Source organism: Streptomyces davaonensis JCM 4913 (assembly GCF_000349325.1).
Lineage (GTDB): Bacteria > Actinomycetota > Actinomycetes > Streptomycetales > Streptomycetaceae > Streptomyces > Streptomyces davaonensis.
The window spans coordinates 3672050-3695640 of record NC_020504.1 but is presented as its reverse complement, the minus strand read 5'-3'; the positions used below and the strand labels follow the sequence as shown (position 1 = coordinate 3695640).

The 23591-nt window shown below is 70.9% G+C and carries 24 protein-coding genes and 1 pseudogene; 13 read left to right on the top strand and 12 right to left on the bottom strand.

The window, feature by feature from the left end; all coding sequences use genetic code 11:
* The first annotated feature begins 91 nt into the window (after positions 1-91).
* On the top strand, positions 92-259 hold the full coding sequence (locus BN159_RS44820) for a DUF3117 domain-containing protein (protein WP_003966491.1): 168 nt from the start codon (positions 92-94) through the stop codon (positions 257-259).
* 100 nt (positions 260-359) lie between these two features.
* Here BN159_RS44820 and BN159_RS15955 read toward each other — a convergent pair whose 3' ends face one another.
* Entirely contained in the window at positions 360-1058 is a 699-nt protein-coding gene (locus tag BN159_RS15955; RefSeq protein ID WP_078598815.1) for an O-methyltransferase, read from the bottom strand.
* A gap of 234 nt (positions 1059-1292) precedes the next feature.
* On the opposite strand from BN159_RS15955, the gene sigE reads away from it, so the two are divergent.
* From sigE to BN159_RS15930, 5 genes are all read left to right on the top strand, one after another.
* Positions 1293-1988, top strand: a complete 696-nt coding sequence (gene sigE / locus BN159_RS15950) for an RNA polymerase sigma factor SigE (RefSeq protein ID WP_078598814.1) — start codon at positions 1293-1295, stop codon at positions 1986-1988.
* The gene (locus BN159_RS15945; RefSeq protein ID WP_015658020.1) at positions 1985-2956 is read left to right on the top strand and encodes an anti-sigma factor family protein; all 972 of its coding nucleotides are present in this window, start codon (positions 1985-1987) and stop codon (positions 2954-2956) included. Before sigE ends, BN159_RS15945 begins: the two co-directional genes overlap by 4 nt.
* A gap of 142 nt (positions 2957-3098) precedes the next feature.
* Positions 3099-5018 carry a S1C family serine protease gene (locus BN159_RS15940; RefSeq protein ID WP_015658019.1) on the top strand — a complete coding sequence of 640 codons (1920 nt, stop codon included), beginning with the start codon at positions 3099-3101 and terminating at the stop codon, positions 5016-5018.
* Between the two features lie 154 nt (positions 5019-5172).
* A complete protein-coding gene (locus tag BN159_RS15935; protein WP_015658018.1) occupies positions 5173-5610 on the top strand; it encodes a sec-independent translocase in 438 nt (145 codons plus the stop codon).
* A gap of 255 nt (positions 5611-5865) precedes the next feature.
* Entirely contained in the window at positions 5866-6522 is a 657-nt protein-coding gene (locus tag BN159_RS15930; protein WP_015658017.1) for a hypothetical protein, read from the top strand.
* A 45-nt stretch (positions 6523-6567) separates the two neighbouring features.
* Here BN159_RS15930 and BN159_RS15925 read toward each other — a convergent pair whose 3' ends face one another.
* Genes BN159_RS15925 through BN159_RS15915 form a run of 3 tightly spaced genes read right to left on the bottom strand, consistent with a single transcriptional unit; the run spans position 6568 to position 9608 of the window.
* On the bottom strand, positions 6568-7701 hold the full coding sequence (locus tag BN159_RS15925) for an Mrp/NBP35 family ATP-binding protein (RefSeq protein ID WP_041819378.1): 1134 nt from the start codon (positions 7699-7701) through the stop codon (positions 6568-6570).
* Between the two features lie 43 nt (positions 7702-7744).
* Positions 7745-8329 (bottom strand): DUF1003 domain-containing protein, encoded by a 585-nt coding sequence (locus BN159_RS15920; protein WP_015658015.1) that lies wholly within the window; start codon positions 8327-8329, stop codon positions 7745-7747.
* Complete coding sequence (locus tag BN159_RS15915; protein ID WP_015658014.1) at positions 8322-9608, bottom strand: magnesium transporter MgtE N-terminal domain-containing protein; 1287 nt, start codon at positions 9606-9608, stop codon at positions 8322-8324. Before BN159_RS15915 ends, BN159_RS15920 begins: the two co-directional genes overlap by 8 nt.
* 178 nt (positions 9609-9786) lie before the next feature.
* Between BN159_RS15915 and BN159_RS15910 the strand changes: the two genes are divergently transcribed.
* Positions 9787-10518 carry a hypothetical protein gene (locus BN159_RS15910; protein ID WP_015658013.1) on the top strand — a complete coding sequence of 244 codons (732 nt, stop codon included), beginning with the start codon at positions 9787-9789 and terminating at the stop codon, positions 10516-10518.
* Between the two features lie 6 nt (positions 10519-10524).
* Here BN159_RS15910 and BN159_RS15905 read toward each other — a convergent pair whose 3' ends face one another.
* A complete protein-coding gene (locus BN159_RS15905; protein ID WP_015658012.1) occupies positions 10525-11037 on the bottom strand; it encodes a hypothetical protein in 513 nt (170 codons plus the stop codon).
* Between the two features lie 33 nt (positions 11038-11070).
* Positions 11071-12198 (bottom strand): magnesium and cobalt transport protein CorA, encoded by a 1128-nt coding sequence (locus tag BN159_RS15900; protein WP_015658011.1) that lies wholly within the window; start codon positions 12196-12198, stop codon positions 11071-11073.
* A 464-nt stretch (positions 12199-12662) separates the two neighbouring features.
* Here BN159_RS15900 and BN159_RS15895 point away from each other — a divergent pair, with 464 nt between their 5' ends.
* Positions 12663-13247 carry a suppressor of fused domain protein gene (locus BN159_RS15895; RefSeq protein WP_041819376.1) on the top strand — a complete coding sequence of 195 codons (585 nt, stop codon included), beginning with the start codon at positions 12663-12665 and terminating at the stop codon, positions 13245-13247.
* Positions 13248-13368: 121 nt separating this feature from the next.
* On the opposite strand, the pseudogene BN159_RS15890 reads toward BN159_RS15895, so the two are convergent.
* Positions 13369-13916: pseudogene (locus BN159_RS15890) on the bottom strand (MFS transporter); the annotation flags it as partial.
* Positions 13917-14075: 159 nt separating this feature from the next.
* Between BN159_RS15890 and BN159_RS15885 the strand changes: the two are divergent.
* The 3 genes from BN159_RS15885 (at position 14076) to BN159_RS15875 (ending at position 16460) form a co-directional block, all read left to right on the top strand.
* Positions 14076-14717 carry a DUF6758 family protein gene (locus tag BN159_RS15885; protein ID WP_015658007.1) on the top strand — a complete coding sequence of 214 codons (642 nt, stop codon included), beginning with the start codon at positions 14076-14078 and terminating at the stop codon, positions 14715-14717.
* Between the two features lie 226 nt (positions 14718-14943).
* Positions 14944-15801, top strand: a complete 858-nt coding sequence (locus BN159_RS15880) for a PHP domain-containing protein (RefSeq protein WP_015658006.1) — start codon at positions 14944-14946, stop codon at positions 15799-15801.
* A gap of 53 nt (positions 15802-15854) precedes the next feature.
* Entirely contained in the window at positions 15855-16460 is a 606-nt protein-coding gene (locus BN159_RS15875) for a MarC family protein (RefSeq protein WP_015658005.1), read from the top strand.
* A gap of 93 nt (positions 16461-16553) precedes the next feature.
* Here BN159_RS15875 and BN159_RS46200 read toward each other — a convergent pair whose 3' ends face one another.
* A complete protein-coding gene (locus BN159_RS46200; RefSeq protein WP_015658004.1) occupies positions 16554-16706 on the bottom strand; it encodes a hypothetical protein in 153 nt (50 codons plus the stop codon).
* 175 nt (positions 16707-16881) lie between these two features.
* On the opposite strand from BN159_RS46200, the gene BN159_RS15870 reads away from it, so the two are divergent.
* Positions 16882-17775 (top strand): NYN domain-containing protein, encoded by an 894-nt coding sequence (locus tag BN159_RS15870; RefSeq protein WP_015658003.1) that lies wholly within the window; start codon positions 16882-16884, stop codon positions 17773-17775.
* Here BN159_RS15870 and BN159_RS15865 read toward each other — a convergent pair.
* Positions 17772-18644, bottom strand: coding sequence for an alpha/beta fold hydrolase (locus tag BN159_RS15865; RefSeq protein ID WP_015658002.1), 873 nt, complete (start codon positions 18642-18644; stop codon positions 17772-17774). The two genes, BN159_RS15870 and BN159_RS15865, sit on opposite strands and share 4 nt — an antisense overlap.
* A 130-nt stretch (positions 18645-18774) precedes the next feature.
* Positions 18775-21354, bottom strand: a complete 2580-nt coding sequence (locus BN159_RS15860) for a DEAD/DEAH box helicase (RefSeq protein WP_231905728.1) — start codon at positions 21352-21354, stop codon at positions 18775-18777.
* Between the two features lie 492 nt (positions 21355-21846).
* Between BN159_RS15860 and BN159_RS15855 the strand changes: the two genes are divergently transcribed.
* Positions 21847-22620, top strand: coding sequence for a ferritin-like fold-containing protein (locus BN159_RS15855; protein WP_015658000.1), 774 nt, complete (start codon positions 21847-21849; stop codon positions 22618-22620).
* Positions 22621-22750: 130 nt separating this feature from the next.
* Here BN159_RS15855 and BN159_RS15850 read toward each other — a convergent pair whose 3' ends face one another.
* Both BN159_RS15850 and BN159_RS15845 read right to left on the bottom strand, forming a co-directional pair.
* The gene (locus tag BN159_RS15850) at positions 22751-23020 is read right to left on the bottom strand and encodes a hypothetical protein (RefSeq protein ID WP_015657999.1); all 270 of its coding nucleotides are present in this window, start codon (positions 23018-23020) and stop codon (positions 22751-22753) included.
* A 207-nt stretch (positions 23021-23227) separates the two neighbouring features.
* On the bottom strand, positions 23228-23455 hold the full coding sequence (locus BN159_RS15845; RefSeq protein WP_015657998.1) for a DUF3107 domain-containing protein: 228 nt from the start codon (positions 23453-23455) through the stop codon (positions 23228-23230).
* Positions 23456-23591 lie beyond the last annotated feature (136 nt).

Genomic DNA, 23591 nt, shown 5'->3' with positions numbered 1-23591 from the left:
TGCCGGTGTCGCGTGTCCTTCAAGGACCGCGCATGCCCTCAATGGGGCCGTCGGCTTTGACGATGAGCTGGTTTCAGGAAGGGGAACGAGCATGGCGGCCATGAAGCCGCGGACGGGCGATGGCCCGCTCGAGGTGACCAAGGAGGGGCGGGGCATCGTCATGCGCGTTCCGCTCGAAGGCGGCGGTCGGCTCGTCGTCGAGCTGACCCCTGACGAGGCCGACGCGCTCGGCGACGCCCTCAAGAAGGTCGTCGGCTGACGCGGAAGCGACCATATCCTTTCGGCTGCCCCGGCATCGTATGAGATGCCGGGGTCGCTGTTTTCCCGGCCTTGACCGCTACGCTCCGTGAGCCGAGCCGTCAGCGCTTGACCGCGCAGAGCAGTCCGTCGCCCACCGGCAGCAGTGACGGCACCAGGTCCTGGCTCTCGCGCACGGCGCGCAGCAGCTCCCGCAGCCGCAGCACCTCGGTCGGCTGGGGGCCCGAGTCGACCGTACGGCCGTTCGCGAAGACGCCCTCGAAGACCACCAGGCCACCCGGACGCAGCAGGCGCAACGATTCAGCGAGGTAGTCCAGGAACTCGAGCCGGTCGCCGTCGCAGAAGACCAGGTCGTAGCCCGCGTCCGCGAGCCGGGGCAGTACGTCCAGCGCGCGGCCGGGGATGAACCGTGCCCGGTTGCTGGCGAAGCCTGAGGCCCGGAAGGCCTGCCGGGCGAACTGCTGGTGCTCCGGCTCGGGGTCCACGGTGGTCAGCACGCCGTCCGGACGCATTCCGTGCAGCAGATGGATCCCGGAGACGCCGGTGCCGGTGCCGATCTCCGCGACCGCCTTCGCGTCCACGGTGGCGGCTAGCAACCGCAGTGCCGCGCCCGTGCCGGGCGACACCGAGCGCAGCCCTGCCTCGCGTGCCCGGTCACGGGCCCAGCGCAGTGCGTCGTCCTCGGCGACATAGGCGTCGGCGAACGCCCAGCTCGTCTGCCGGTTGGCGGTAATGACCCTCTCCTGTCCCCGTGGTTGCCTGGGCGTGACTGTATCCGTTGCGGCCGGGAACCCGCAGATGGGACCAGGCGTTTAGAGGGGTGGGAGACGTTAGGGGGGACACGGTTGGATCACGACACCGGGCCAGAGGTCCAGAACATGCTGACGCAGCCGCATGAGCCGTATCAGCCCAGATCAATGTCTCGTAAAACCGCTTATCCGGAGCTAACGGGCGAGGTGGCTATGGTAGGGGCTCCACTGGACACCACCAGAGCCGACAGGGGAGGTGCGGCTGCGCCTGTGGATCGGGGAGGAGTGCTACGGCGCTTTCTCGGATCGGCAGGGAAGCCGAAATCCGTGAACGACACCGCTGCTGACCACGCCGACGACTACGCCCAGACCGCGACCTTCTCCACCGACGCGGACGGGCAGGCGTGGACTCCGCCCACGTGGGAGGAGATCGTCAGCACGCACAGCGGCCGCGTCTACCGCCTCGCGTACCGGCTCACCGGCAACCAGCACGACGCCGAGGATCTCACCCAGGAGGTCTTCGTCCGCGTCTTCCGCTCGCTGTCCACCTACACCCCGGGGACCTTCGAGGGTTGGCTGCACCGCATCACCACCAACCTGTTCCTGGACATGGTCCGCCGCAAGCAGCGCATCCGCTTCGACGCTCTCGGCGAGGACGCGGCCGAGCGCCTGCCCAGCCGTGAGCCGTCCCCGCAGCAGGTCTTCAACGACGCGCACTTCGACGCCGACGTCCAGCAGGCCCTCGACACCCTCGCGCCCGAGTTCCGCGCCGCGGTCGTCCTGTGCGACATCGAGGGACTGTCGTACGAGGAGATCGCCGCCACCCTCGGCGTCAAGCTCGGCACCGTCCGGTCCCGGATCCACCGCGGTCGCTCGCAGCTGCGCAAGGCCCTCGCGCACCGTTCCCCGGAAGCCCGGGCCGAGCGCCGGTCCTTCGTGCCGCGTGTGGCCGCACTGGGGGGAGGGGGCGCGACCGCGTGAGTGCGACCCGACCCGAACCGGGCGAGCGCCGGCTCGCCGAACAGCACCTGGGAGACCGACTCTCCGCCCTGGTGGACGGAGAGCTCGGTCATGACTCGCGCGAGCGGGTCCTCGCGCACCTGGCCACCTGCGCCAAGTGCAAGGCGGAGGCCGACGCCCAGCGCCGGCTGAAGAACGTCTTCGCGGAGGCGGCCCCGCCGCCGCCCTCCGAGAGCTTCCTGGCCCGGCTCCAGGGCCTGCCGGGAGACGATCTCGGCGGTGGCTCGCCGCTGGGCGGGGGTCCCTTCGGCGGACTCGCCGAGCAGCACGCGCCCGGCGCCTTCGGCATGCGGCGGGGCGAGCGCTTCGAGTTCGGCTACGTCCCTGCCCGGCCGCACACCCCGGCGCTCACCGGCTCCCCGGCCGGCGGCTTCCGCGTGCACCCCGTCGGCCGCCCCGACGCCGACCGGTCCTCCTCGCGCGGGCTGCGGTTCGCCTTCGTCGCCGCCGGAGCGGTGTCCCTCGCGGCCATCGCGCTCGGCGGGGTCACCACCGGTGTCCCGACCGAGACGGACGCCCGCGGTTCCGGCTCCGGCAGCAATGTGACCCCGGCGCGCAGCCAGGGCACGGGAGCCTCGACGGCACCCGAGAACCAGCGCCGCCGTGGCGTCGGGCCGCTGCTCGTGCAGGGCCAGGGACAGCGTGCCCTCGGCGACACCCCGGCCGCCACGACCTCGGTGTCCGCGCCGCTGCTGCCCGGAGTGCCCGCCCCGGGCGCCGCCCAGGCCGAGGCATCGGCCACCCCGGCGGTCGCGGGCGCGGCCGCCTTGTCCCCGCTCATACGTCCGCTCAGCGCCACCCCGCCGCTCACCCTCACCACCTGGCACACCGACCCGGAGGTCACCACCCCGGGCCTGCTCGCCGCACCCGTCCCCGACGCGACCGCGTCCCCGTCCGCCTCCAACACCCCTTCCATCAGCAGCCGCTGACCCGGCCTCTGCGCGGCGGCCCACGAACCTGGTTGAATCCAGGGTGGGCCGCGTTCATGGCAGGCAGCCGGGCGCGGTGGCGGAGTTCGAGGAGCCGCGGCCATCGCCGACGGGCCGTGCCGCGGCCGGCTGTGGGGAGAGCATGAACGAGGGGAAGCCCACGAAGGCGAAATGGTGGAGCCGGCCTCGGCTCCAGGGGCCTTCGGGCCGGACGGACGAGACGGCCGAGCCGTCGCCGCCCGCACCGGCCCCGATACCGAACGCCGACGGTGACTTCGAGCTGAAGCGGCCCATCCCCGACGCCTCGGCCGAGGGCGACTACGAGCTGAGCAGGCCGGCCGGGGAGACGATCCCGGCGACCGGCAGCGAGCCGGTGACCCCGGCCGCCTCCACGGAAGCCGCGCAGCTCGGGGATGCCGTCCCGCCTGCGGAAGCCGCCCTGCCTGCGGAAGCGCCCCCGCTGGGGGATGCCGCCCCGCGTGGGGAAGCAGCCTTGTCCGCCGAACCCGCGCCCCCGCCCGCCGACGAGCGCCCCCGCCCCCTGCACGACCCCGACCCCTACAGCACCCCGCCCTACGGCGAGCCAGGCCCTTGGGCGCCCGCCCCGCCGGTGCAGCACCCGGCGACGACCCCGGCGCACGGCACGGCGGTACCGGCTCCGGCCACAGCCCACGGCGTGGCCGCACCGGCCCAGGCCCACGCCCCGGCCCCGCCGCACGCCACAGCCGTACCCGCCCCGGCGGCCACGGCCCCCGCTGCCGCGCAAGCCCTCACACCGAACCCCGCCCCAGGCCCCGCCCAAGGACACAGCACCACCCTCCCACCCCCGTCCCCCCTACAGAGCGCCGCCGCCCCCGTCCCCTGGCAGAACTACGACCCCTGGGCCTCGGGGCCTCTCACCGGGCCGCTTCAGCAGAACGGGGCCCCGGTGCGCAGCGAGGGGCAGAAGCGGAAGCGCGCCAAGCGGGTGCTGCTCATCGGTGTGCTGATGGTCGCGCTCGTCTCCGGGGGCGTCGGCGGGGCCGTAGGGGCGTATCTGGAGCGGAACGGTGGGGTGGGGAACGTAGAGCTGCCGCAGGTCGATGCGGAGCCCACCGGGCGGGCGCCGGACAGTGTCGCCGGGATCGCCGCGCGGGCGCTGCCGAGCGTGGTGACCCTGCATGTGTCCGGGGCCGAGGAAGCGGGCACCGGAACCGGGTTCGTGCTCGACGACCGGGGCCACATCCTCACCAACAACCACGTCGTGGAGCCCGCCGGTTCCGACGGCGAGATCACCGTGACGTTCCACAGCGGCGACACCGCCAAGGCCACCGTCGTCGGACGGGACAGCGGCTACGACCTCGCCGTGGTGAAGGTGACCGGCGTCAGCGGGCTGACCCCGCTGACCCTCGGCAACTCCGACAACGTCCAGGTCGGCGACCCCGTCGTCGCCATCGGCGCCCCCTTCGACCTGGCGGGCACCGTCACTTCCGGCATCATCAGCGCCAAGGAGCGCCCCATCACGGCCGGCGGCGAGAGCGGCGACGCCAGCGATGTCTCCTACGTCGACGCCCTCCAGACCGACGCCCCGATCAACCCCGGCAACTCCGGCGGGCCCCTGCTGGACGCCAAGGCCCGGGTCATCGGCATCAACTCCGCGATCCGCTCCGCCGACAGCGGCTCCGCCCCGGACGGCGGGCAGGCGGGTTCCATAGGACTCGGGTTCGCCATCCCGATCAACCAGGGCAAGCGGGTGGCCGAGGAGCTGATCAACACCGGCCGGGCCACCCACCCCGTCATCGGCGTCACCCTCGACATGGACTACTCGGGCGACGGCGCGCGGGTCGGCACCAAGGCGGGCGACGGCGGCCCGCCGGTCACCACGGGCGGTCCCGGCGACCGGGCCGGAATCGAACCCGGCGATGTGATCACCGAGGTCGACGGCCAGCGCGTGCACTCCGGCGAGGAACTGATCGTCAAGACCCGCTCCCACCGCCCCGGCGACCGGCTGGAGCTGACCCTGGAGCGGGACGGCAAGGAGATCACCCTCTCGCTGACGCTCGGCTCCTCGGACGGCGACTGACAGAAACCTCACAGGTGTGGGCGCGTACCGCCGTCCACAAGGCAAACAACCCGGAAAACCCTCGGTCCGGACGGACCCGGAGGCGCCGGGACAGTACCGGTCGTACAGGAACGGCAGGTACCGTGGACCCGGCCCGGATCGCAAGGAGCTTCAGGTGTTCAATGACATAGGACCGCTAGAGCTGGTGACGCTCATCGTCCTTGCCGTGCTCGTCTTCGGTCCGGACAAGCTCCCGAAGGTCATCCAGGACGTGATGCGGACGGTTCGTAAGGTCCGCGAGTTCTCGGAGAGCGCCAAGCAGGACATCCGGCAGGAACTCGGCCCGGAGTTCAAGGACTTCGAGTTCGAGGATCTCAACCCCAAGACGTTCATCCGCAAGCAGTTGGACAATGACGAGCTGGGGCTCAAGGAGATCCGCAACGGCTTCGACATGAAGAAGGAGATGGCCGAGGTCACCGACGCGGTGCACGGCCGCGACTCCGACTCGTCCGCCGGTTCCTCCTCGTCGTCGCCCTCGTCCTCCTCCGGCGACCGCGTCGACATGAAGAAGAAGCCCGACGAGCGCCCGCCCTACGACGCGGACGCCACCTGAGGCGTAAGCGCGGTGCACGACCTGCGCGAAGCTCGCACAGTACGCGCGCGTACGTGATGCGTTTCATATCTCCCCAAGGCGCCCGCACGGCCTGAACACGCCGTCCGGGCGCCTCGCGAGCCGGGCGGTTTCCCGGCTCCTCTCAGCGGTGTGGATATGCTGCCGAGTTGTTGTGCGGACCGTCGCCGACAAGCGAGGCCGCCCGAAGGGGGGCGGGCCGCCCGGTCCGCCGAGAGCGAGGAGGCGTCCGGGCACATGGAGACGACGAGTCAGGCAGTCGCGCAGGCGCCGGCCGCGGAGGGCGGACAACAGGTCCCCTCCGCCCGCCGCACGGTCGACGGCTACCTGCTGGCGCCCTTCCCGTGGTACGGCCTCGACGAGGCGTTCACGGGCCCGCGCTGGCTGATGCAGGTGGGTACGACGGCCGACGGGGCCGTCGAGCACGGTTCGATCGGCCACGGCGACGAGCCGTCGGTACGTCATGAGGCGACCGAGGACCGGGAGAAGTTCGCGGTCGTGGTGACCGTCGCGGCGAGCCCGTCCCGGCGGAGCGCCGACGGTACGGGGCTGCTGGAGGCGACGTCCGTCTCTTCGGCCGCTTGGCTGGCGGGGGTTGGCCTGCTGTCCTTCACCTGGCCCGGGCAGATGGACCACTCGCTGCGGGACGACTGGCTGGAGCAGCAGACCGAGACCGCCTGGGCACTCGCCGACGACCTGGCCGGGTCCGAGTGGTCGACCCTCTCCCTGCCGGTGGACGGCGTCCCCACGCCCTTCCACTACCGGGAGTCCGAGTTCGGCTGGGTGCTCGCCGGGACCACGCAGCAGGGCGTTCATGTGGGGGCGTACGGCCGGGGGATGAGCGCGTACGGGCTCGGCTTCGCCGAGATCAAGGACATCGGCGAGTACGCATGACAAAGGGGCGCCTTCGGATGAGGCGCCCCTTCGCGGTGAGTCAGGTCAGAACTTGTTCCTCGGGGTGATCCCCAAGGACAGTCCCGAAAGGCCCCGCTGCCGGCCCCCGAGCTTGCCCGCGATCGCGCGCAGCGCGCTGCCCGCCGGGCTGTCCGGGTCGGTCAGGACCACCGGCTTGCCCTCGTCGCCGCCCTCACGCAGGCGCACGTCGATCGGGATGGCGCCCAGCACCGGGACCGTCGCGCCGGTCGTACGGGTCAGGCCGTCCGCCACGGTCTGGCCGCCGCCGGTGCCGAAGACGTCGACCATCTCGCCGCAGTGCGGGCACGGCATGCCGGACATGTTCTCGACCACGCCGACGATCTTCTGGTGGGTCTGCACGGCGATGGAGCCGGCCCGCTCGGCCACCTCGGCGGCCGCCTGCTGCGGGGTCGTCACGACCAGGATCTCGGCGTTCGGGACCAGCTGGGCGACCGAGATCGCGATATCACCGGTGCCGGGCGGCAGGTCCAGGAGCAGGACGTCCAAGTCGCCCCAGTACACATCCGCCAGGAACTGCTGGAGCGCGCGGTGCAGCATCGGGCCGCGCCACACCACGGGCGCGTTGCCCGGCGTGAACATGCCGATGGAGATCACCTTCACGCCGTTCGCGGACGGCGGCATGATCATGTTCTCGACCTGGGTGGGACGGCCGTCGGCGCCCAGCATGCGGGGCACGGAGTGGCCGTAGATGTCGGCGTCGACGACACCGACCTTCAGACCGTCCGCCGCCATCGCGGCCGCCAGGTTCACCGTCACCGAGGACTTGCCGACGCCGCCCTTGCCGGAGGCGACCGCGTACACGCGCGTCAGGGAGCCCGGCTTGGCGAAGGGGACCTCGCGCTCGGTCTGGCCGCCCCGCAGCGCGGTCGCCAGCTCCTTGCGCTGCTCGTCGCTCATGACGTCGAGCGTCACGTCGACAGCGGTGACTCCCTCGACCCGGGAGACCGCCTCCGTGACGCGCTGCGTGATCGTGTCCCGCATCGGGCAGCCGGAAACCGTCAGGTACACGGTGACCGCGACCGCTCCGTCCGCACCGATCTCCACCGACTTGACCATCCCGAGTTCGGTGATGGGTCGGTTGATCTCGGGGTCGTTCACCGTCGACAGTGCTTCGCGCACCGCGTCTTCCGTAGCCATAAGGACGATGGTACGGCGATCCCGGGGGCCTTCGGGATGCCCCTCAGCGGTCGTCTGCGTCACGTCCGGCGGACCGTTCTGCCGGGAATACGACATGGCCGTCCCCGCGGTGCCCGTCCAGCTCCTTCAGCACGTCCTGGAGTTCGGAGCGGATCCAGTCCCGGGTGGCCACCTCGCCCAGGCCGATGCGCAGGGCGGCGATCTCCCGGGTCAGGTACTCGGTGTCCGCGATCGACCGCTCGTTCTGCTTGCGGTCCTGTTCCAGGTTGACCCGGTCCCGGTCGTCCTGCCGGTTCTGCGCGAGCAGGATCAGCGGGGCCGCGTAGGAGGCCTGGAGCGAGAGCATCAGGGTCAGGAAGATGAACGGGTACTCGTCGAACTTCAGGTCCTTGGGCGCGAAGACGTTCCACAGCACCCAGACGATCACGATGACCGTCATCCAGACGATGAACCGTCCGGTGCCGAGGAACCGCGCGATGCGCTCCGAGAGCCGTCCGAAGGCCTCCGGGTCCCACTCGGGCAGGATCCGGCGGCGCGGCGGCCGCGGCTGGTCCAGACGGGCCCGCGGCCGGGTGGCCGCGGTCGCCCCCGACACGGTCCGCTCCCGGCCGCCCTCGCGCTCAGCCATGCGTCCCCGCCCCCGTGTTCTCGTCGAGGTGGAACTCCGTCTCCCGCCAGTCCTCGGGCAGCATGTGATCCAGTACGTCGTCCACGGTGACCGCGCCCAGCAGCGACCCCGACTCGTCCACGACGGGCGCCGCGACCATGTCGTACGTGGCGAAGAACCCGGCGACGACCGGCAGCGCCGCGTCCGGGTCCAGCGCCTGGAGATCGTCGTCGAGGAGCGCGCTGACCAGGGTGTACGGCGGATCGCGCAGCAGCCGCTGGAAGTGCACCGTGCCGAGGTACTTGCCGGTCGGGGTCTCGTCGGGCGGGCGGCAGACGTAGACCTGGGCGGCGAGGGCGGGGGAGAGGTCGGGGTTGCGGACCCGGGCCAGCGCGTCGGCGACGGTGGCGTCGGGCCGCAGCACGATCGGCTCGGTCGTCATCAGACCGCCGGCCGTGTGCTCCTCGTACGCCATCAGCCGCCGCATGTCGGCCGCGTCGTCGGGCTGCATCAGGCTCAGCAGGCGCTCCTTGTCCGCCTCGGGCAGCTCGGAGAGCAGGTCGGCCGCGTCGTCCGGGTCCATGGCCTCCAGCACGTCCGCGGCCCGCTCCTCCTTCAGCTTGCCGAGGATCTCGATCTGGTCGTCCTCCGGCAGCTCTTCCAGTACGTCGGCCAGCCGGTCGTCGTCGAGGGCCGCGGCGACCTCGGCGCGCCGCTTGGGGGAGAGGTGGTGCAGCACATTGGCGAGGTCCGCCGGCCGCAGCTGCTCGAAGGTGGCGAGCAGGTTCTCCGCGCCCTGGCCCTTCTCCTCCAGCGAGAACCCGGTGACCGCGGACCACTCCACGGTCAGCGACTCGCCCTTGGCCCGCCTGAGCGGCCCGCTCTTGCCGCCCCGGCGCACGAAGACCCGGTCGACCTCCCAGTCCCGCCGGGCGGGCAGCTGCTGCACCGACAGATCGAGGACCGTGACCTCCTCGCCGGTCTCGACGAGCGTGACCCGGCGGTCCAGCAGCTCGCCGAAGACCAGCCGCTCGGTGGGCCGCTGCTCGAAGCGGCGGACGTTGAGCACTCCGGTGGTGATGACCTGTCCCGACTCGATGCTGGTCACCCGGGTCATGGGCAGGAAGATGCGGCGCCGGGTGGACAGTTCGACGACCAGTCCCAGCAGCCGTGGCGGCCGCCGTCCGACGCGCAGCATGACGACCAGATCGCGGACCCGCCCCACCTGGTCGCCGTTCGGGTCGAAGGCGGCGATGCCGGACAGATGGGAGACGAAGACGCGGGGTGTGCCCCCTGCCATGACCGCACCTCCTCGCACCGGGGTGTCCGTTATGTCCGCTCGGATGGGCTTCAGGCTAGCCCGTCCGGATCCGATACGCCCTGGTGAGCGGTCCGGACGGACTGGCTCCGTCGCGCGTTCCCGACCCCGGTACGCTGCCGTACGCCGACCAGGACCCCGTCAGAGAGGCAGCTCACCTGTGACTGCGATTCCCCAGGGCCGAACCCTCCGGGCCGCGCTGCTGAGCGCGCTGTGCGCCCTGGTCGTGACGGGTCTGACGGGGTGCAGCAGTGAGGACCCGGACGCGGGCACGAACGGGGTCGGCAAGCTGTCCGCCGAGCAGATCCAGCGCAAGACGCTCGCCGCCGCCGAGTCCGCCGACGCGGTACGCCTCTCCGGGAACGTGGTCACCAGCGGGCGGACCTACAAACTCGACATGAGCCTGAAGGCCGACGGCGGCATGGGCTCGGTCACCGCCGAGGGTGCGACCTTCCGGCTGCTGCGGGTCGACGAGCAGCTGTTCCTGATGGCGGACGCCGACTTCTGGAGCGGCGGGGACGCGGACGCCTCGGCGGCGGCCAAGCTGAACGGCAAGTACGTCAAGGTGCCGCAGAAGGACCCCTCGTACAAGAAGTTCATCGGCTTCACCGACATGGATGTGCTGCTGGACGGGCTGCTGACCCTGCACGGCGAGGTCGAGACCGACGGGCGCCACGAGCAGTCCGGCACCCGTACCGTCCGTATCACCGGCGACCAGGGCTCCGGCGGCACGCTGGACGTGTCCCTGGAGGGCACGCCGTACCCGCTGCGCCTGGTCCGTGGCGGCGGCGCGGGCACTCTGACCTTCTCCGCCTGGGGCAAGAAATTCACCCTGGAGGAGCCCAAGAAGGGCGAGACGGTCGACTACGGCAAGCAGTTGCCGACGTCGTAGGCCGCGCTACTTCCGCTTCCGGCCCTTCAGCAGCAGCTTCGGCAGCCCCGCGGGGATCGGGCGGCGGGTGGTGGCCGGGGTGGGCAGGGGCGCCGCGGACAGGTCGGCGTCCGGCAGCGGCGCGGTCGCCCCGGTCGGCTCCAGGCGCAGCACCCGGCACTCCCGGCCCCAGCGCTCCGGCATCGCCTCGCCGTCCGGCGCGTTCAGCCGCTTGCCCTTCAGCTCGGCGACCGTCGCCTCCCACTGCGAAGACCCCGACGTCAGCTCCACGACCTTCGCCGACCAGGAGACCAGTCGGCCCCCCTTGTCCTTGCTGCGGACCGTCACCTCGGCCTCGCCCCCGTCGGAAAGCCCCGACAGCGACTGCTCGCCGGGCCCGTCGCCGACGACACACGCCGCACCCTCGTGCCACGCATGCCACAGCGCCCGGGCCGGGACACCGGGTCCCTTGACCCAGATCAGCCCCGACTTCTTCGTGGCCTCCTCGATGAGGGCCTGCTCGAGCAGCTCACTTGTCATGAGCCCAGCCTAGCCAGCCCCACCGGACACTCCCTAGAGCCAGCCGTTGCGCTTGAGCGTGCGGTGGATGCCGAGGCAGATCATCACCGTGACGCCGAGGACCAGCGGGTAGCCGAACTTCCAGCGCAGCTCGGGCATGTAGTCGAAGTTCATGCCGTACACGCCACACACCATCGTCGGTACGGCGATGATGGCCGCCCATGAGGTGATCTTCCGCATGTCCTCGTTCTGGGCCACGGAGGCCTGGGCGAGGTTGGCCTGGAGGATGGAGTTGAGGAGCTCGTCGAAGCCGACGACCTGCTCCTGGACCCGGACGAGGTGGTCGGCGACATCGCGGAAGTACTTCTGGATGTCGGGGTCGATCAGCCGCATCGGCCGCTCGCTGAGCAGCTGCATCGGCCGCAGCAGCGGCGACACCGCGCGCTTGAACTCCAGGATCTCGCGCTTGAGTTGATAGATCCGCCCGGCGTCGGTGCCGCGCGGGGTGCCCTTGCGGCCCGGCGAGAAGACGTCCGTCTCCACGTCGTCGATGTCGTCCTGGAGCGCGTCGGCCACCGCGATGTAGCCGTCCACGACATGGTCGGCGATGGCGTGCAGCACCGCCGAGGGTCCCTTGGCGAGCAGCTCCGGGTCGTCCTGGAGCCGGTGCCTGAGCGCCCGCAGCGAGCCCTGACCGCCGTGCCGGACGGTGATGAAGAAGTCCCGCCCGGTGAAGCACATCACCTCGCCGGTCTCCACCACCTCACTGGTGGCGGTGAGTTCGTCGTGCTCGACGTAGTGGACCGTCTTGAACACGGTGAACAGCGAGTCGTCGTACCGCTCCAGCTTGGGCCGCTGGTGCGCCTGCACGGCGTCCTCCACGGCCAGCGGGTGCAGCCCGAACTCCGAGGCGATACCGGCGAATTCGGCCTCGGTGGGCTCATGCAGCCCGATCCACACGAACCCTCCGTCGCGCCGCACCTGACGCATCGCCTCGTGCGGGCTCAGCTGCCGTCCGCTCTCGACGCGCGCGCCGTCGCGGTAGACGGCGCAGTCGACGACGGCGGAGGGCGTCGCGGGGTCACGGGTGGTGTCGTACGCGCCGCCGTCGATACGCACGCTCTTGCGCGGCGAGGGACGGGACGGACGGACCGCGGCACGCAGGTCACGGATCATCGACATGGCAGGCTCCTTCGCGAGCAGGCAACGAGAGGCCGCTACGACGGGTGGAACTACCCGGAATGGGGACGTCCGGCTCTTGGATGTTTGGCACGTCCACAAAGCGGGGAGCACCGCACCGTCGCGGTGGCGAGCTTCGCTGCTGGTTCAGCTACTGCTGCTGACTGACAGATCAGGCAAAACGAAACGAAGGCTCTTCCGCGGTGAAAGGCAGACGAGAGGCGGCAGCCGGCTAGAAGCAGAGCAGCTACGTCAGTGGCGGGAAGAGCGGGTGCTACTGCACGGTCGACTTCGATCCATTGCAGCCCCACCTCCTCCGGCCGGTCCCTCGTAAGGGAGTGTCCTCGGCGTCGGGGCCTGACTGCGACGTGTCAACGTGCTGCCCCGAACCACCGCGCAAGAGTATCAGCCGACGGAAGTGTCAAGGCGCTGCTTTGCCCGGTACTGACGAGTTCTATGCTCGCCGCATGGCTGATGTTCTTCCTCTGGTCGAGGCTCGGTTGCGCTCCGCGCTGGGCGAACCGGACGCCCGCGCCGCGGTCACCTTCCTCGGCACGGACCGCGTCGAAGTACTCCGTTTCCACGAGGGCGACATCGTCCGCTACGCCACCCTCGGCATGTCCGCGCACCCCATGTCCGACCCCACCGCGATGCTCGCCGACCCGGTCAAGGGACCGCGCGCCGAACTGGTCCTCTCCGTCCGCGCGGGGCTCGCCGACACCGACAAGGCGCTCCGGGCGCTCGCCGTGCTCGCCGCGTCCCCGCAGGTCGAGGGTGTGATCGTGGCGCCCGGTGCCTCGCTCGACGTGGGTGAACCGCTGTGGCCCGGTGCCCCGTTCACCTCGGTGCTGGTCGCCGAGCCGGGCGGTCTGGTCGAGGATCTGGAGCTGGACGAGCCGATGGACCCCGTCCACTTCCTGCCACTGCTGCCGATGACCCCGAACGAGGCCGCCTGGAAGCGGGTGCACGGCGCCCAGGCCCTCCAGGAGCGCTGGCTGACGAACGGGACGGACCTCAGGGATCCGTCCCGCGCGTCGGTCTCACTGACGTGAGCAAGCTCACCAACCAGCGGTAGGTATGGGTCAGTTGGCAAAGACGGCGACCCCGTCCTCGCGCGCGTGCCGCTCGTATGTCAGCGCCTCGCGCCGTACGACGACCGCGACCGCGCCGAGTACGGCGCTGGAGCCGGGGTGCCACGAGCACCGAGAACACGGCGAGCAGCACACCCCAGGCGAAGAACACCGCGCCCGATTTGTACGGGGTCATGTTCAGCACGAACGGGGTGAAGGCCGGCACGGTGAAGAACGTGCAGTTGTAGAAGAACGACGAGACCGCGGCGGAGGCCAGACCACCGTGGCCGAGCACCTTGAGCGGGTCCAGCAGCGAGGTCTTCCGGGCGGGCTTCGGATGCTCCTTCAGGAACGCCGTGATGCACAGGAAGCCGACGGCCATCAGGAACGCCGTGCCGAAGAACGGGTAGCGCCAGCTCGCGTCGCCGAGCAGGGCGCCCGGCAGCGGGCCGCACGCCATGCCGAGGCCGAGCGCGGACTCGTACAGCAGGGAGACCTGACTGGCCGAGGCGTCCAGGCCCTGGGCGATCGACGGCAGGATCGGGTCGACTAGGCCGATGCCATGAAGGCGACGACGGATGCGCCGGCGGTTGCCCACACGGCCTTGGGCTGGCGTAGGAGGCCGCCAGCTCCCGCGTCGAAGGGGTCCATGGTGACTCCGATCCCGTTTCCAGTTGGTTGGCGTTTACATGTGATGAGTTAGCTCGACTAATTAATGCAAGGTGCATCCAAATTGGCCAGTCAATCGGTTCCGCCCGGACGGGTGATCGTCCTTGACGTGACGGAAAAGGGGTAGGACCGTGGGGCCCTATGAGGGGCGAACCCAGTTGCCCGAAGTGTGGTGGCCGGGTCAGGGCTCCCGGACTCTTCGCCGATTCCTGGCAGTGCGATGTGCACGGGACCGTGCATCCACTCCAGCCCGTGATCCCGCCCAGCGTCGAGGCCCTCAGTGTCGTCGTGCATCGCACGCAGGTACCGGTGTGGATGCCGTGGCCGCTGCCGGTCGGCTGGCTGTTCACGGGTGTGGCGTGCGCGGGGGACGACCGCAGCGGTGGCCGTGCGACGGCGGTGGCCTGTACCGGTCCCGGGCCGCTCGGCGGCATGGGCGAGCTGATCCTGGTGGCCGAGGAGCTGGGGGTCGGACTCGGCGCGCGGTACGCGGGGATCGACGGGCCGGATCCGGGGCCGTACATGAACGTGGAGAAACCGGCGCAGGCGAAGGTGTTGGCGGCGGGGCGGCCGACGCCGCTGTGGCATGTCACGGGGGCGCCGGACGATCGGGCGGTCTTTGCGGGGGAGGCGCTGGGGCTGTGGTTGTGGGCCGTGGTGTGGCCCGAGCAGTCCGGGCTGCTGATGTACGACGAGCTGGTGCTGACGGATCTGCGGGATGCGGGGGCGGAGGTCGACTTGGTGCCTTGCGGGGCGCTGTCGCCGCGCTTGCTTGAGCCGTAGGGCGCCTGAGGGGGCGGGGGGCCTGGTGGTGGTGCGTCTGCGGGTTCGTTGTGGCTGGTCGCGCCCACGCGGCGGAGCCGCATATTGATACAGCTCCGCCCCCCTTGGGGGAGTCGCTCAGCCGCTCGTAAGTAGTGAACCTTGGTTTTGGGTGTGACGGGGCTGCGTTCCTCAGCCGCTATCCTTGACGTGTCCGCTTTCCGTCTGACCCCGTTGGAGCTCGCGCGTGCGTATTGACCTGCACACCCACTCCACCGCGTCCGACGGTACGGACACTCCCGCTGAGCTGGTGCGCAATGCCGCCGGCGCGGGTCTTGATGTCGTCGCGCTCACCGATCACGACACCACCCGTGGGTACGCCGAGGCCATTGCCGCGCTGCCCGAGGGGCTGACGCTCGTGACCGGGGCCGAGCTGTCCTGTCGGATCGACGGGGTCAGCATGCACATGTTGGCCTACCTCTTCGATCCCGAGGAGCCGGCGCTGCTCGCCGAGCGGGAGCTGGTGCGGGACGACCGGGTGCCGCGGGCCAAGGGCATGATCGCCAAGCTGAACGAGCTGGGCGTGCCGGTGACCTGGGAGCAGGTCTCGCGGATCGCCGGCGACGGATCGGTCGGACGGCCGCATGTCGCCTCCGCGCTGGTCGAGCTGGGGGTCGTGCCGACCGTGGGCGACGCCTTCACGCAGGACTGGCTTGCCGACGGCGGGCGGGCTTTCGTGGAGAAGCACGAGACGGATCCCTTCGAGGCGATCCGGCTGGTGAAGGGCGCGGGCGGAGTCGCCGTCTTCGCTCATCCCGCGGCCGCCAAGCGGGGCCGTACCGTGCCCGAGTCGGCCATCGCGGAGCTGGCCGCGGCCGGACTCGACGGCATCGAGGTCGACCACATGGACCACGACCCGGACACCCGGGCGCGGCTGCGCGGCCTCGGCAAGGACCTGGGCCTGCTGATGACCGGCTCCAGCGACTACCACGGCAGCCGCAAGACCTGCGTGCTCGGCGAGTACACGACCGACCCCGAGGTCTACGGCGAGATCACCCGGCGCGCGACCGGGGCGTTCCCGGTGCCCGGGACCGGCGGAGCCTGAGGCACGTCCCTCACGCTCACCCACTTTCACTTCTTCGCAAGGCCTCTTCACTGATGTTCGACGTTGCCGTCTTCGGCTCTCTCTTTTTGACCCTTTTTGTCATCATGGATCCCCCGGGGATCACCCCGATCTTCCTGGCGCTGACCTCGGGACGCCCGGCGAAGGTGCAGAAGCGGATGGCCTTCCAGGCCGTCTGTGTGGCGGGCGGCGTGATCGCCGTCTTCGGGCTCCTCGGCCATCAGATCCTGAACTATCTGCATGTCTCGGTGCCCGCGCTGATGATCGCGGGCGGTCTGCTGCTTCTGCTCATCGCGCTCGATCTGCTCACCGGCAAGACGGACGAGCCCAAGCAGACCAAGGACGTCAATGTGGCGCTCGTACCGCTGGGCATGCCGCTGCTTGCCGGGCCCGGCGCGATCGTCTCCGTCATCCTGGCTGTGCAGAAGGCCGACAGCGTGGCCACGCAGGTCTCGGTGTGGACGGCGATCCTCGCCATCCATGTCGTGCTGTGGCTGGTGATGCGGTACTCGCTGCTGATCATCCGAGTCATCAAGGACGGCGGTGTGGTGCTGGTGACCCGGCTCGCCGGGATGATGCTCTCCGCGATCGCCGTGCAGCAGATCATCAACGGCGTCACCCAGGTCATCCAGTCGAGCTGACCCGCCGGCCGTGGTCTGCTGACCACCGATACGCGCAGGGCCCCGTACGGCGTTTCCGTACGGGGCCCTGAAGCTTTTTTGAGTGGATCCGGGTTACGAGGCGGAAACCTCGGCCGGGCGGATCCACAGCCGCTGTCCGATCGCCGCGGCCTGCTGAACGATCCGGTTGACGGAGGCGGCGTCCACGACGGTGCTGTCCACGGTCGTGCCGTTGACCTCATCGAGTCGCATGATCTCGAAGCGCATCGCTTCTCCCTTCGTCTGGTTCCTTGGTACGCACTAGTCAACGGCTTGCGTGTTACAAACATTCCCTACGCTAAGGAAATTTTTCGAACGGCTAATTACTGACCGGTAAGCGGCGTCAGGAAGACCGAGCGGGACCGGTTGTGTTCGCAGCGTGACCGCCGGGACAATGGAAGCGATGAACGACGACCTCGCGGCGCTCGGCGCCCGTATCGACCGCACCAACGAGTTGCTCCAGCGCATGCTCGCCGAGGTGGCGAAGACACCCTCGACCCATGCGATCTTCGTCGACGCGGGGTATCTCTACGCGGCCGCCGGCCGGCTCGTCTCCGGGACCGAGGACCGGCGCGCCTTCGACCTGGACGCCGAGGGCCTGATCGAGGCGCTGATCGACCGCGCCCGGACGATCTTCGCGGACAGCAGACTGCTCCGCGTCTACTGGTACGACGGCGCCCGGCGCCGGATCCACACCGCCGAGCAGCAGTCGATCGCCGAGCTGCCGGATGTGAAGGTGCGGCTCGGCAACCTCAACGCCAACAACCAGCAGAAGGGCGTCGACTCGCTGATCCGCACCGACCTGGAGTCCCTCGCCCGGCACCGCGCCATCAGTGACGCGGCCCTGCTCGGCGGTGACGAGGACCTGGTCTCCGCGGTGGAGGCGGCGCAGGGGTACGGCGCCCGGGTCCATCTGTGGGGCATCGAGGCCCCGGAGGGCCGCAATCAGGCGGAACCCCTCTTGTGGGAGGTCGACAGCCAGCGCACCTTCGACCTCGAGTTCTTCAAGCCGTACGTCTCCCGGCGCACGGCCGCCGCCTACGAGGTGACGGCCACCCGGCCCACCCGCGAGGACGTCCGCTTCGTCGGCGCGCAGATCGCCGCGAAGTGGCTGGCGGCGCGGGGCCGGGAGTCGATGGTGGAGCTGCTCCCCGGGCATCCGTATCTGCCGGGCTCCGTGGACCAGGATCTGCTGGTCGAGGCGGAGGGGCTGCTTCAGTACTCCCTGCGCGGACAGGCGGACCTGCGGCGGGCGCTGCGGGACGGCTTCTGGGAGCACCTTCAGGCGCAGTACTAGCTGCTTTGAGGGGCGTCCCAGAAGGTGGCGAGGGCTTCGGCGGTGGCCAGGGGCTGCTCGATGTTGGGGGAGTGCTCGGCGCCGGGCACGATCGTGCGGCGGGCGTGCAGCCGTAGGGCCATTTCATCGAGGACGTGCACCGGCCAGGTGTTGTCCTTCTCGCCCGACAGGACGTGGAACGGCAGGGGTACGGCGGCCAGTTCGGTGACCCGGTCCGGCTCGGTGCACAACTGGCGTCCTGCTGTGATGAGTTGGGCGGGCTTGTTGCCGAGCCAGCGGCGCCGCAGCTGATCGAGGCCACCGAGGCCACGGGCCGGCCCGCCGACTTCCTCCGGCGGTCCCATGGCCAGGATCGCCTCCCACACCTCCGGCATCGTCATCACGGCGAGCGCGTCCCGGAGCAGCTCGACGCGTTGCTGCTGGGACAGGGAGATCCGGGCGGGCCCGGACGCGACGAGCGTGAGCGACCGGAACGGGGAGTGGTCCAACAGGGCGGCGGCGCGTGCGACCTGGCCGCCGAAGGAGTGCCCCACGAGGTGGACGGGGGCGCCAAGCGCTGCCGCCTGCGCCAGCACGTCCTGCGCCAACTCGCCCTGCGCGTAGGCCGACTCGTCGTCCACGGGCCCGTCCGACTCGTACTGCCCCCGCCCGTCCACGGCGACCGTGCGGTACCCGCGCGCCGTGAGCGGCTCGTGCAGCAGCGTGAAGTCCTCCTTGCTCCCGGTGAACCCGGGCAGCAGCACGACGACACCGCGCGCCTCCACCCCGTCCGGTACCGCACAGTCGACGACGGCGAAGTCACCGCGCACCGTGCGGAGGGGGTAGGCGCGGGCGCCGGGGGGTGGGGTGAGGGGGGCGGGGGTGGTCACGGGGCGAGGGTAGCGGGGGGTGGGGTGGGGCCGGGGTTGGGGGCGGGCTCATCGGCTCGGTTCGGGGCGGATCGGGCATGCGAACGGCCCGGCTCCACTCGGGGTGGGGCCGGGCCGTTCGGTTGGGAGATCAGCTCTCCGTGGGCTCTGCGGCGACCGCTGCCTTGCGGGTGCGGCGGGTCCGGGGCTTCGCCTCGGGTGCCTCCGCGGTGTCGGCCGCGGCTGCCGTCGCCTTCCGGGTCCGGCGGCGCGGGGCCGCCGGCTCCTCCGCGGCCTGCGCCGGGATCTCGGCGGCGACCGCGGTCTTGCGGGTGCGGCGCGTCGTCGGCTTGGCCTCGGTGGCCTCCGCGGTGTCGACGGCCGCTTCCGCAGCCTTGCGGGTGCGGCGCGGCTTGGTCTCCGTGGCCGTCTCCGGCTCGGGGGCGGCCTCGGCGACCTTGCGGGTGCGGCGCGTCTTCGGCTTCGCCTCCACGGCCTCCGCGGTGTCGACCGCTGCTTCCGCAGCCTTGCGGGTCCGGCGGCGCGGGGCGGCCGGCTCCTCCGCGGCCTGCGCCGGGATCTCGGCGGCGACCGCGGTCTTGCGGGTGCGGCGCGTCGTCGGCTTGGCCTCGGTGGCCTCGGCGGTGTCGACGGCCGCTTCCGCAGCCTTGCGGGTGCGGCGCGGCTTGGCCTCGGTGGCCGTCTCCGGCTCCGGGGCGGCCTCAGCCGTCTTGCGGGTGCGACGCGTCCTCGGCTTCGCCTCCACGGCCTCGGCGGTGTCCACCGCGGCCTCCGCAGCCTTGCGGGTGCGGCGGGGCTTGGTCTCCGTGGCCGTCTCCGGCTCGGGGGCGGCCTCGGCGACCTTGCGGGTGCGGCGCGTCTTCGGCTTCGCCTCCACGGCCTCCGCGGTGTCGACCGCCGCTTCCGCCGCCTTGCGGGTGCGTCGGGGCTTCGCTTCCGTCGCCTCCGCCGTGTCGAGCGCGGCCTCGGCGGTCGGCTCGGCCGCCTTGCGGGTGCGGCGGCGCGGCTTGGTGGCGGCGGGCTCGGACTCCGCGGTCGCGGACTCCGTCGGCTCCGCGATCGGCGCCGGTGCCGCTACGACGGTCTCCTCCGCCGAAGTCACCGTCGGCTCCGCGGACTTGCGGGTACGGCGGCGGCGCGGCTTGGCCGGAGCCTCGGTGCCCGCCTCGGCCGTAGCGGCCGTGACCTCGGTCGTGGCAGTCGTGCCCTCCGCCGTGTCGAGGGCGGCTTCCGCCGACTCCGTCGCGGTGGACGCGGTCCGGACCGACTCCGGTGCCGATCCGCCGCGGGTGCGGCGACGGCGGCGCGGGGTGCGGGTTCCTGCCTCCTCGGCCTCCGGGGTCGCCTCGGTGGCGTCCGTACCGACCGGAGCGGCGTTCGGGTCCAGCACGGCCCCGCCGCGCGTACGGCGACGGCGGCGCGGCGTACGTGCGGAGCGCTCGCGGTCGGCGGAACGGGACTCGTCCCGGCCCTCACCACGACCGCCGCGGCCACCACGGCCCCGCGCACCGCGACCACCGGTCTCGCCGAGGTCCTCCAGCTCCTCCGCGTCAAGACCGGCGCGGGTACGCTCCGAGCGCGGCAGGACACCCTTGGTGCCCGCGGGGATGTCGAGCTCCTCGAAGAGGTGCGGAGAGGTGGAGTACGTCTCCGGCGGGTCGTTGAAGCTCAGCTCCAGCGCCTTGTTGATCAGCTGCCAGCGCGGGATGTCGTCCCAGTCGACGAGCGTGATCGCCGTACCCGTGTTGCCCGCGCGGCCCGTACGGCCGATGCGGTGCAGGTACGTCTTCTCCTCTTCCGGAGACTGGTAGTTGATGACGTGCGTGACACCCTCGACGTCGATGCCGCGCGCGGCGACGTCGGTGCAGACGAGGACGTCCACCTTGCCGTTGCGGAAGGCGCGCAGCGCCTGCTCGCGGGCGCCCTGGCCCAGGTCGCCGTGGACCGCGCCGGAGGCGAAGCCACGCTGCTTGAGCTGGTCGGCGAGATCGGCCGCGGTGCGCTTGGTGCGGCAGAAGACCATGGCCAGTCCCCGGCCGTCGGCCTGAAGTATGCGCGCGACCATCTCGGGCTTGTCCATGTTGTGCGCGCGGTACACGTGCTGCGAGATGTTCGCGACCGTCACGCCCTCGTCGTCCGGCGCGGTGGCGCGGATGTGCGTGGGCTGGGACATGTAGCGGCGCGCGAGACCGATCACCGCGCCCGGCATGGTCGCCGAGAACAGCATGGTCTGGCGGCGGGCCGGCAGCATGTTGATGATCTTCTCGACGTCGGGCAGGAAGCCCAGGTCGAGCATCTCGTCGGCCTCGTCGAGGACGAGTGCCTTGATGTGCTTGAGGTTGAGCTTCTTCTGGCCCGCGAGGTCCAGCAGTCGGCCCGGGGTGCCGACGATGACGTCGACGCCCTTCTTCAGGGCCTCGACCTGCGGCTCGTAGGCGCGGCCGCCGTAGATCGCGAGAACGCGCACGTTCCGCACCTTGCCGGCGGTCAGCAGGTCGTTGGTGACCTGGGTGCACAGCTCGCGGGTGGGGACGACGACGAGCGCCTGCGGGGCGTCGGTCAGGTCCTCGGGCTTGGCGCGCCCGGCCTCGACGTCGGCGGGGACGGTGACGCGCTCCAGAAGCGGGAGGCCGAAGCCGAGCGTCTTGCCGGTGCCGGTCTTGGCCTGGCCGATGACGTCGGTGCCCGAGAGGGCGACGGGGAGCGTCATCTCCTGGATGGGGAAGGGGTTCACGATACCGACGGCCTCAAGGGCCTCGGCGGTCTCGGGAAGGATCCCGAGCTCTCGGAAAGTCGTAGTCAGGGTGCTGCCTCTTCTGTGTGCGCGGTGCGAGGCGAGCGCGGGGGTCTGTGACGGACCGTGCCGGGGGACGTCGGCTGCCATACGGTCGGGCCGTAAGGCACGGGACCACTGCCGACGCTCTAGCGCTCGTACCGCTGAGGGTGTCCCCCCGGGAATCCGTACGCACAGTGCCGTACGGACGAGGGGCTGTCGGGTCGGAGCCGATCGGGCCACCGACCGGGCATCCTCATACGTGCGGCCCGTCGAGACACCGTCGAATTACGTCGACGTACTCAGCAGGCGCATTACCACCATACCCCGGAATCGCGCACACGCGATGGCCGATTTGGTCACGTAGTCGTCGTCACACTGATTGACCAGGGACTTCCCCCGCGCGACGAGCGGGCTATTGTGCGCTTCATGACCACCTCTGACAAGCCTGACCCGGCCGCGGACAGCAAGGACGCGAAGGACGCGAAGGACGCCCCCGTCGAGCACACGGGCGTCGCCGCCCAGGACTGGGCGACCGCCTCCGCCGATCCGCAGTACCGCGCCGCGGTCGTCGACCTGCTGGGCGCGCTCGCGTACGGGGAGCTGGCCGCGTTCGAGCGGCTCGCGGAGGACGCCAAGCTGGCGCCGACGCTGGCGGACAAGGCGGAGCTGGCGAAGATGGCCTCGGCCGAGTTCCACCACTTCGAGCAGTTGCGTGACCGGCTGACGTCGATCGGTGAGGAGCCGACGCGGGCGATGGAGCCGTTCGTCGCCGCGCTGGACGGGTTCCACAAGCAGACGGCGCCGTCGGACTGGCTGGAGGGCCTCGTCAAGGCGTACGTCGGTGACTCGATCGCCAGTGACTTCTACCGGGAGGTCGCGGCGCGGCTCGACTCGGACTCGCGGGAGCTGGTCCTGGCCGTGCTCGACGACACGGGGCATGCCGGGTTCGCGGTGGAGAAGGTGCGCGCGGCGATCGACGCGGATCCGCGGGTGGGCGGGCGGCTCGCGCTGTGGGCGCGGCGGCTGATGGGGGAGGCGCTGTCGCAGTCCCAGCGGGTGGTTGCCGATCGGGACGCGCTGTCGACGATGCTGGTGGGTGGCGTGGCCGACGGGTTCGATCTGGCTGAGGTCGGGCGGATGTTCTCTCGGATCACCGAGGCGCACACGAAGCGGATGGCTGCGCTGGGCTTGGCGGCGTAGCGCCTCTTGTGGGGGGCGGTTCTGTTGTTGCGCGGCCGGCTGCCCGGTGGGGGCTTGTCGCGCAGTTCCCCGCGCCCCTTTAGGTGGGAGCAGGCGCCGTCTGTTTGTTTGCGCCCCTGGGAGTTCTACTTCACGCCGTTGCCCTGCGGCCCAGTCTTCCCCCCGACGGGCGGACCAGCAGGGAGAGGGATGCTGCCGAGACTGCTGCTGCGCCTGTGAGGATCAGGAACAGGTTGCCGAGGTCCAGTGCGGTGTGGGTGATGAAGGCGCCGAAGAGGGCTCCTGCGACTCCCGTCATGAAGACGAGGGAGCGGGCCGGTAGACGGTGCGGCAGACGGGCCGTCGCCGCCCATGCCAGAGCCAGGCCGAGGATCGCGGAGCTCAGCGCTTCCAAGAGCATGTTGGGGTCCCTCCCACATGGCCGGCCTGCTCGATACGGTCGTAGCCCGTCTTACCCCTGACCTGCGGAATGCAATCCTCCCCTGTGTTCGAACTGTGCTCCATCCGTGAAGGAGAGCGGGTGGGGCGGCGATGGAGGAACGGCGGAGGAAACGAAGGAGGGCCCGGCGGTTCGGAAACCGCCGGGCCCTCCTTGTGCAGCTGCTGCTTACAGCGCGCCGAAGCCCACCTTGCGCGGGGCCGGCTCGCCGAGCTCGACGTACGCGAGACGGTCGGCCGGGACGAGGACCTTGCGGCCGTGCTCGTCGACGAGGCTCAGCAGTGCCGACTTGCCGGACAGCGCCTCGGACACCGCCCGCTCGACCTCCTCGGCGCTCTGACCGCTCTCCAGAACGATCTCGCGGGGCGCGTGCTGCACGCCGATCTTGACCTCCACGGCTATGTCCCTCCGACGGTCAGTGAAGTGCGCGACCTACCGCGCCGTACCCAGCACACATTAGCCCGGTGAGGGGACGTACACGCTCCGCGCAAGAACGCCAGGAGCGAACAGTGCGTGGGAACAAAGTGTCGTC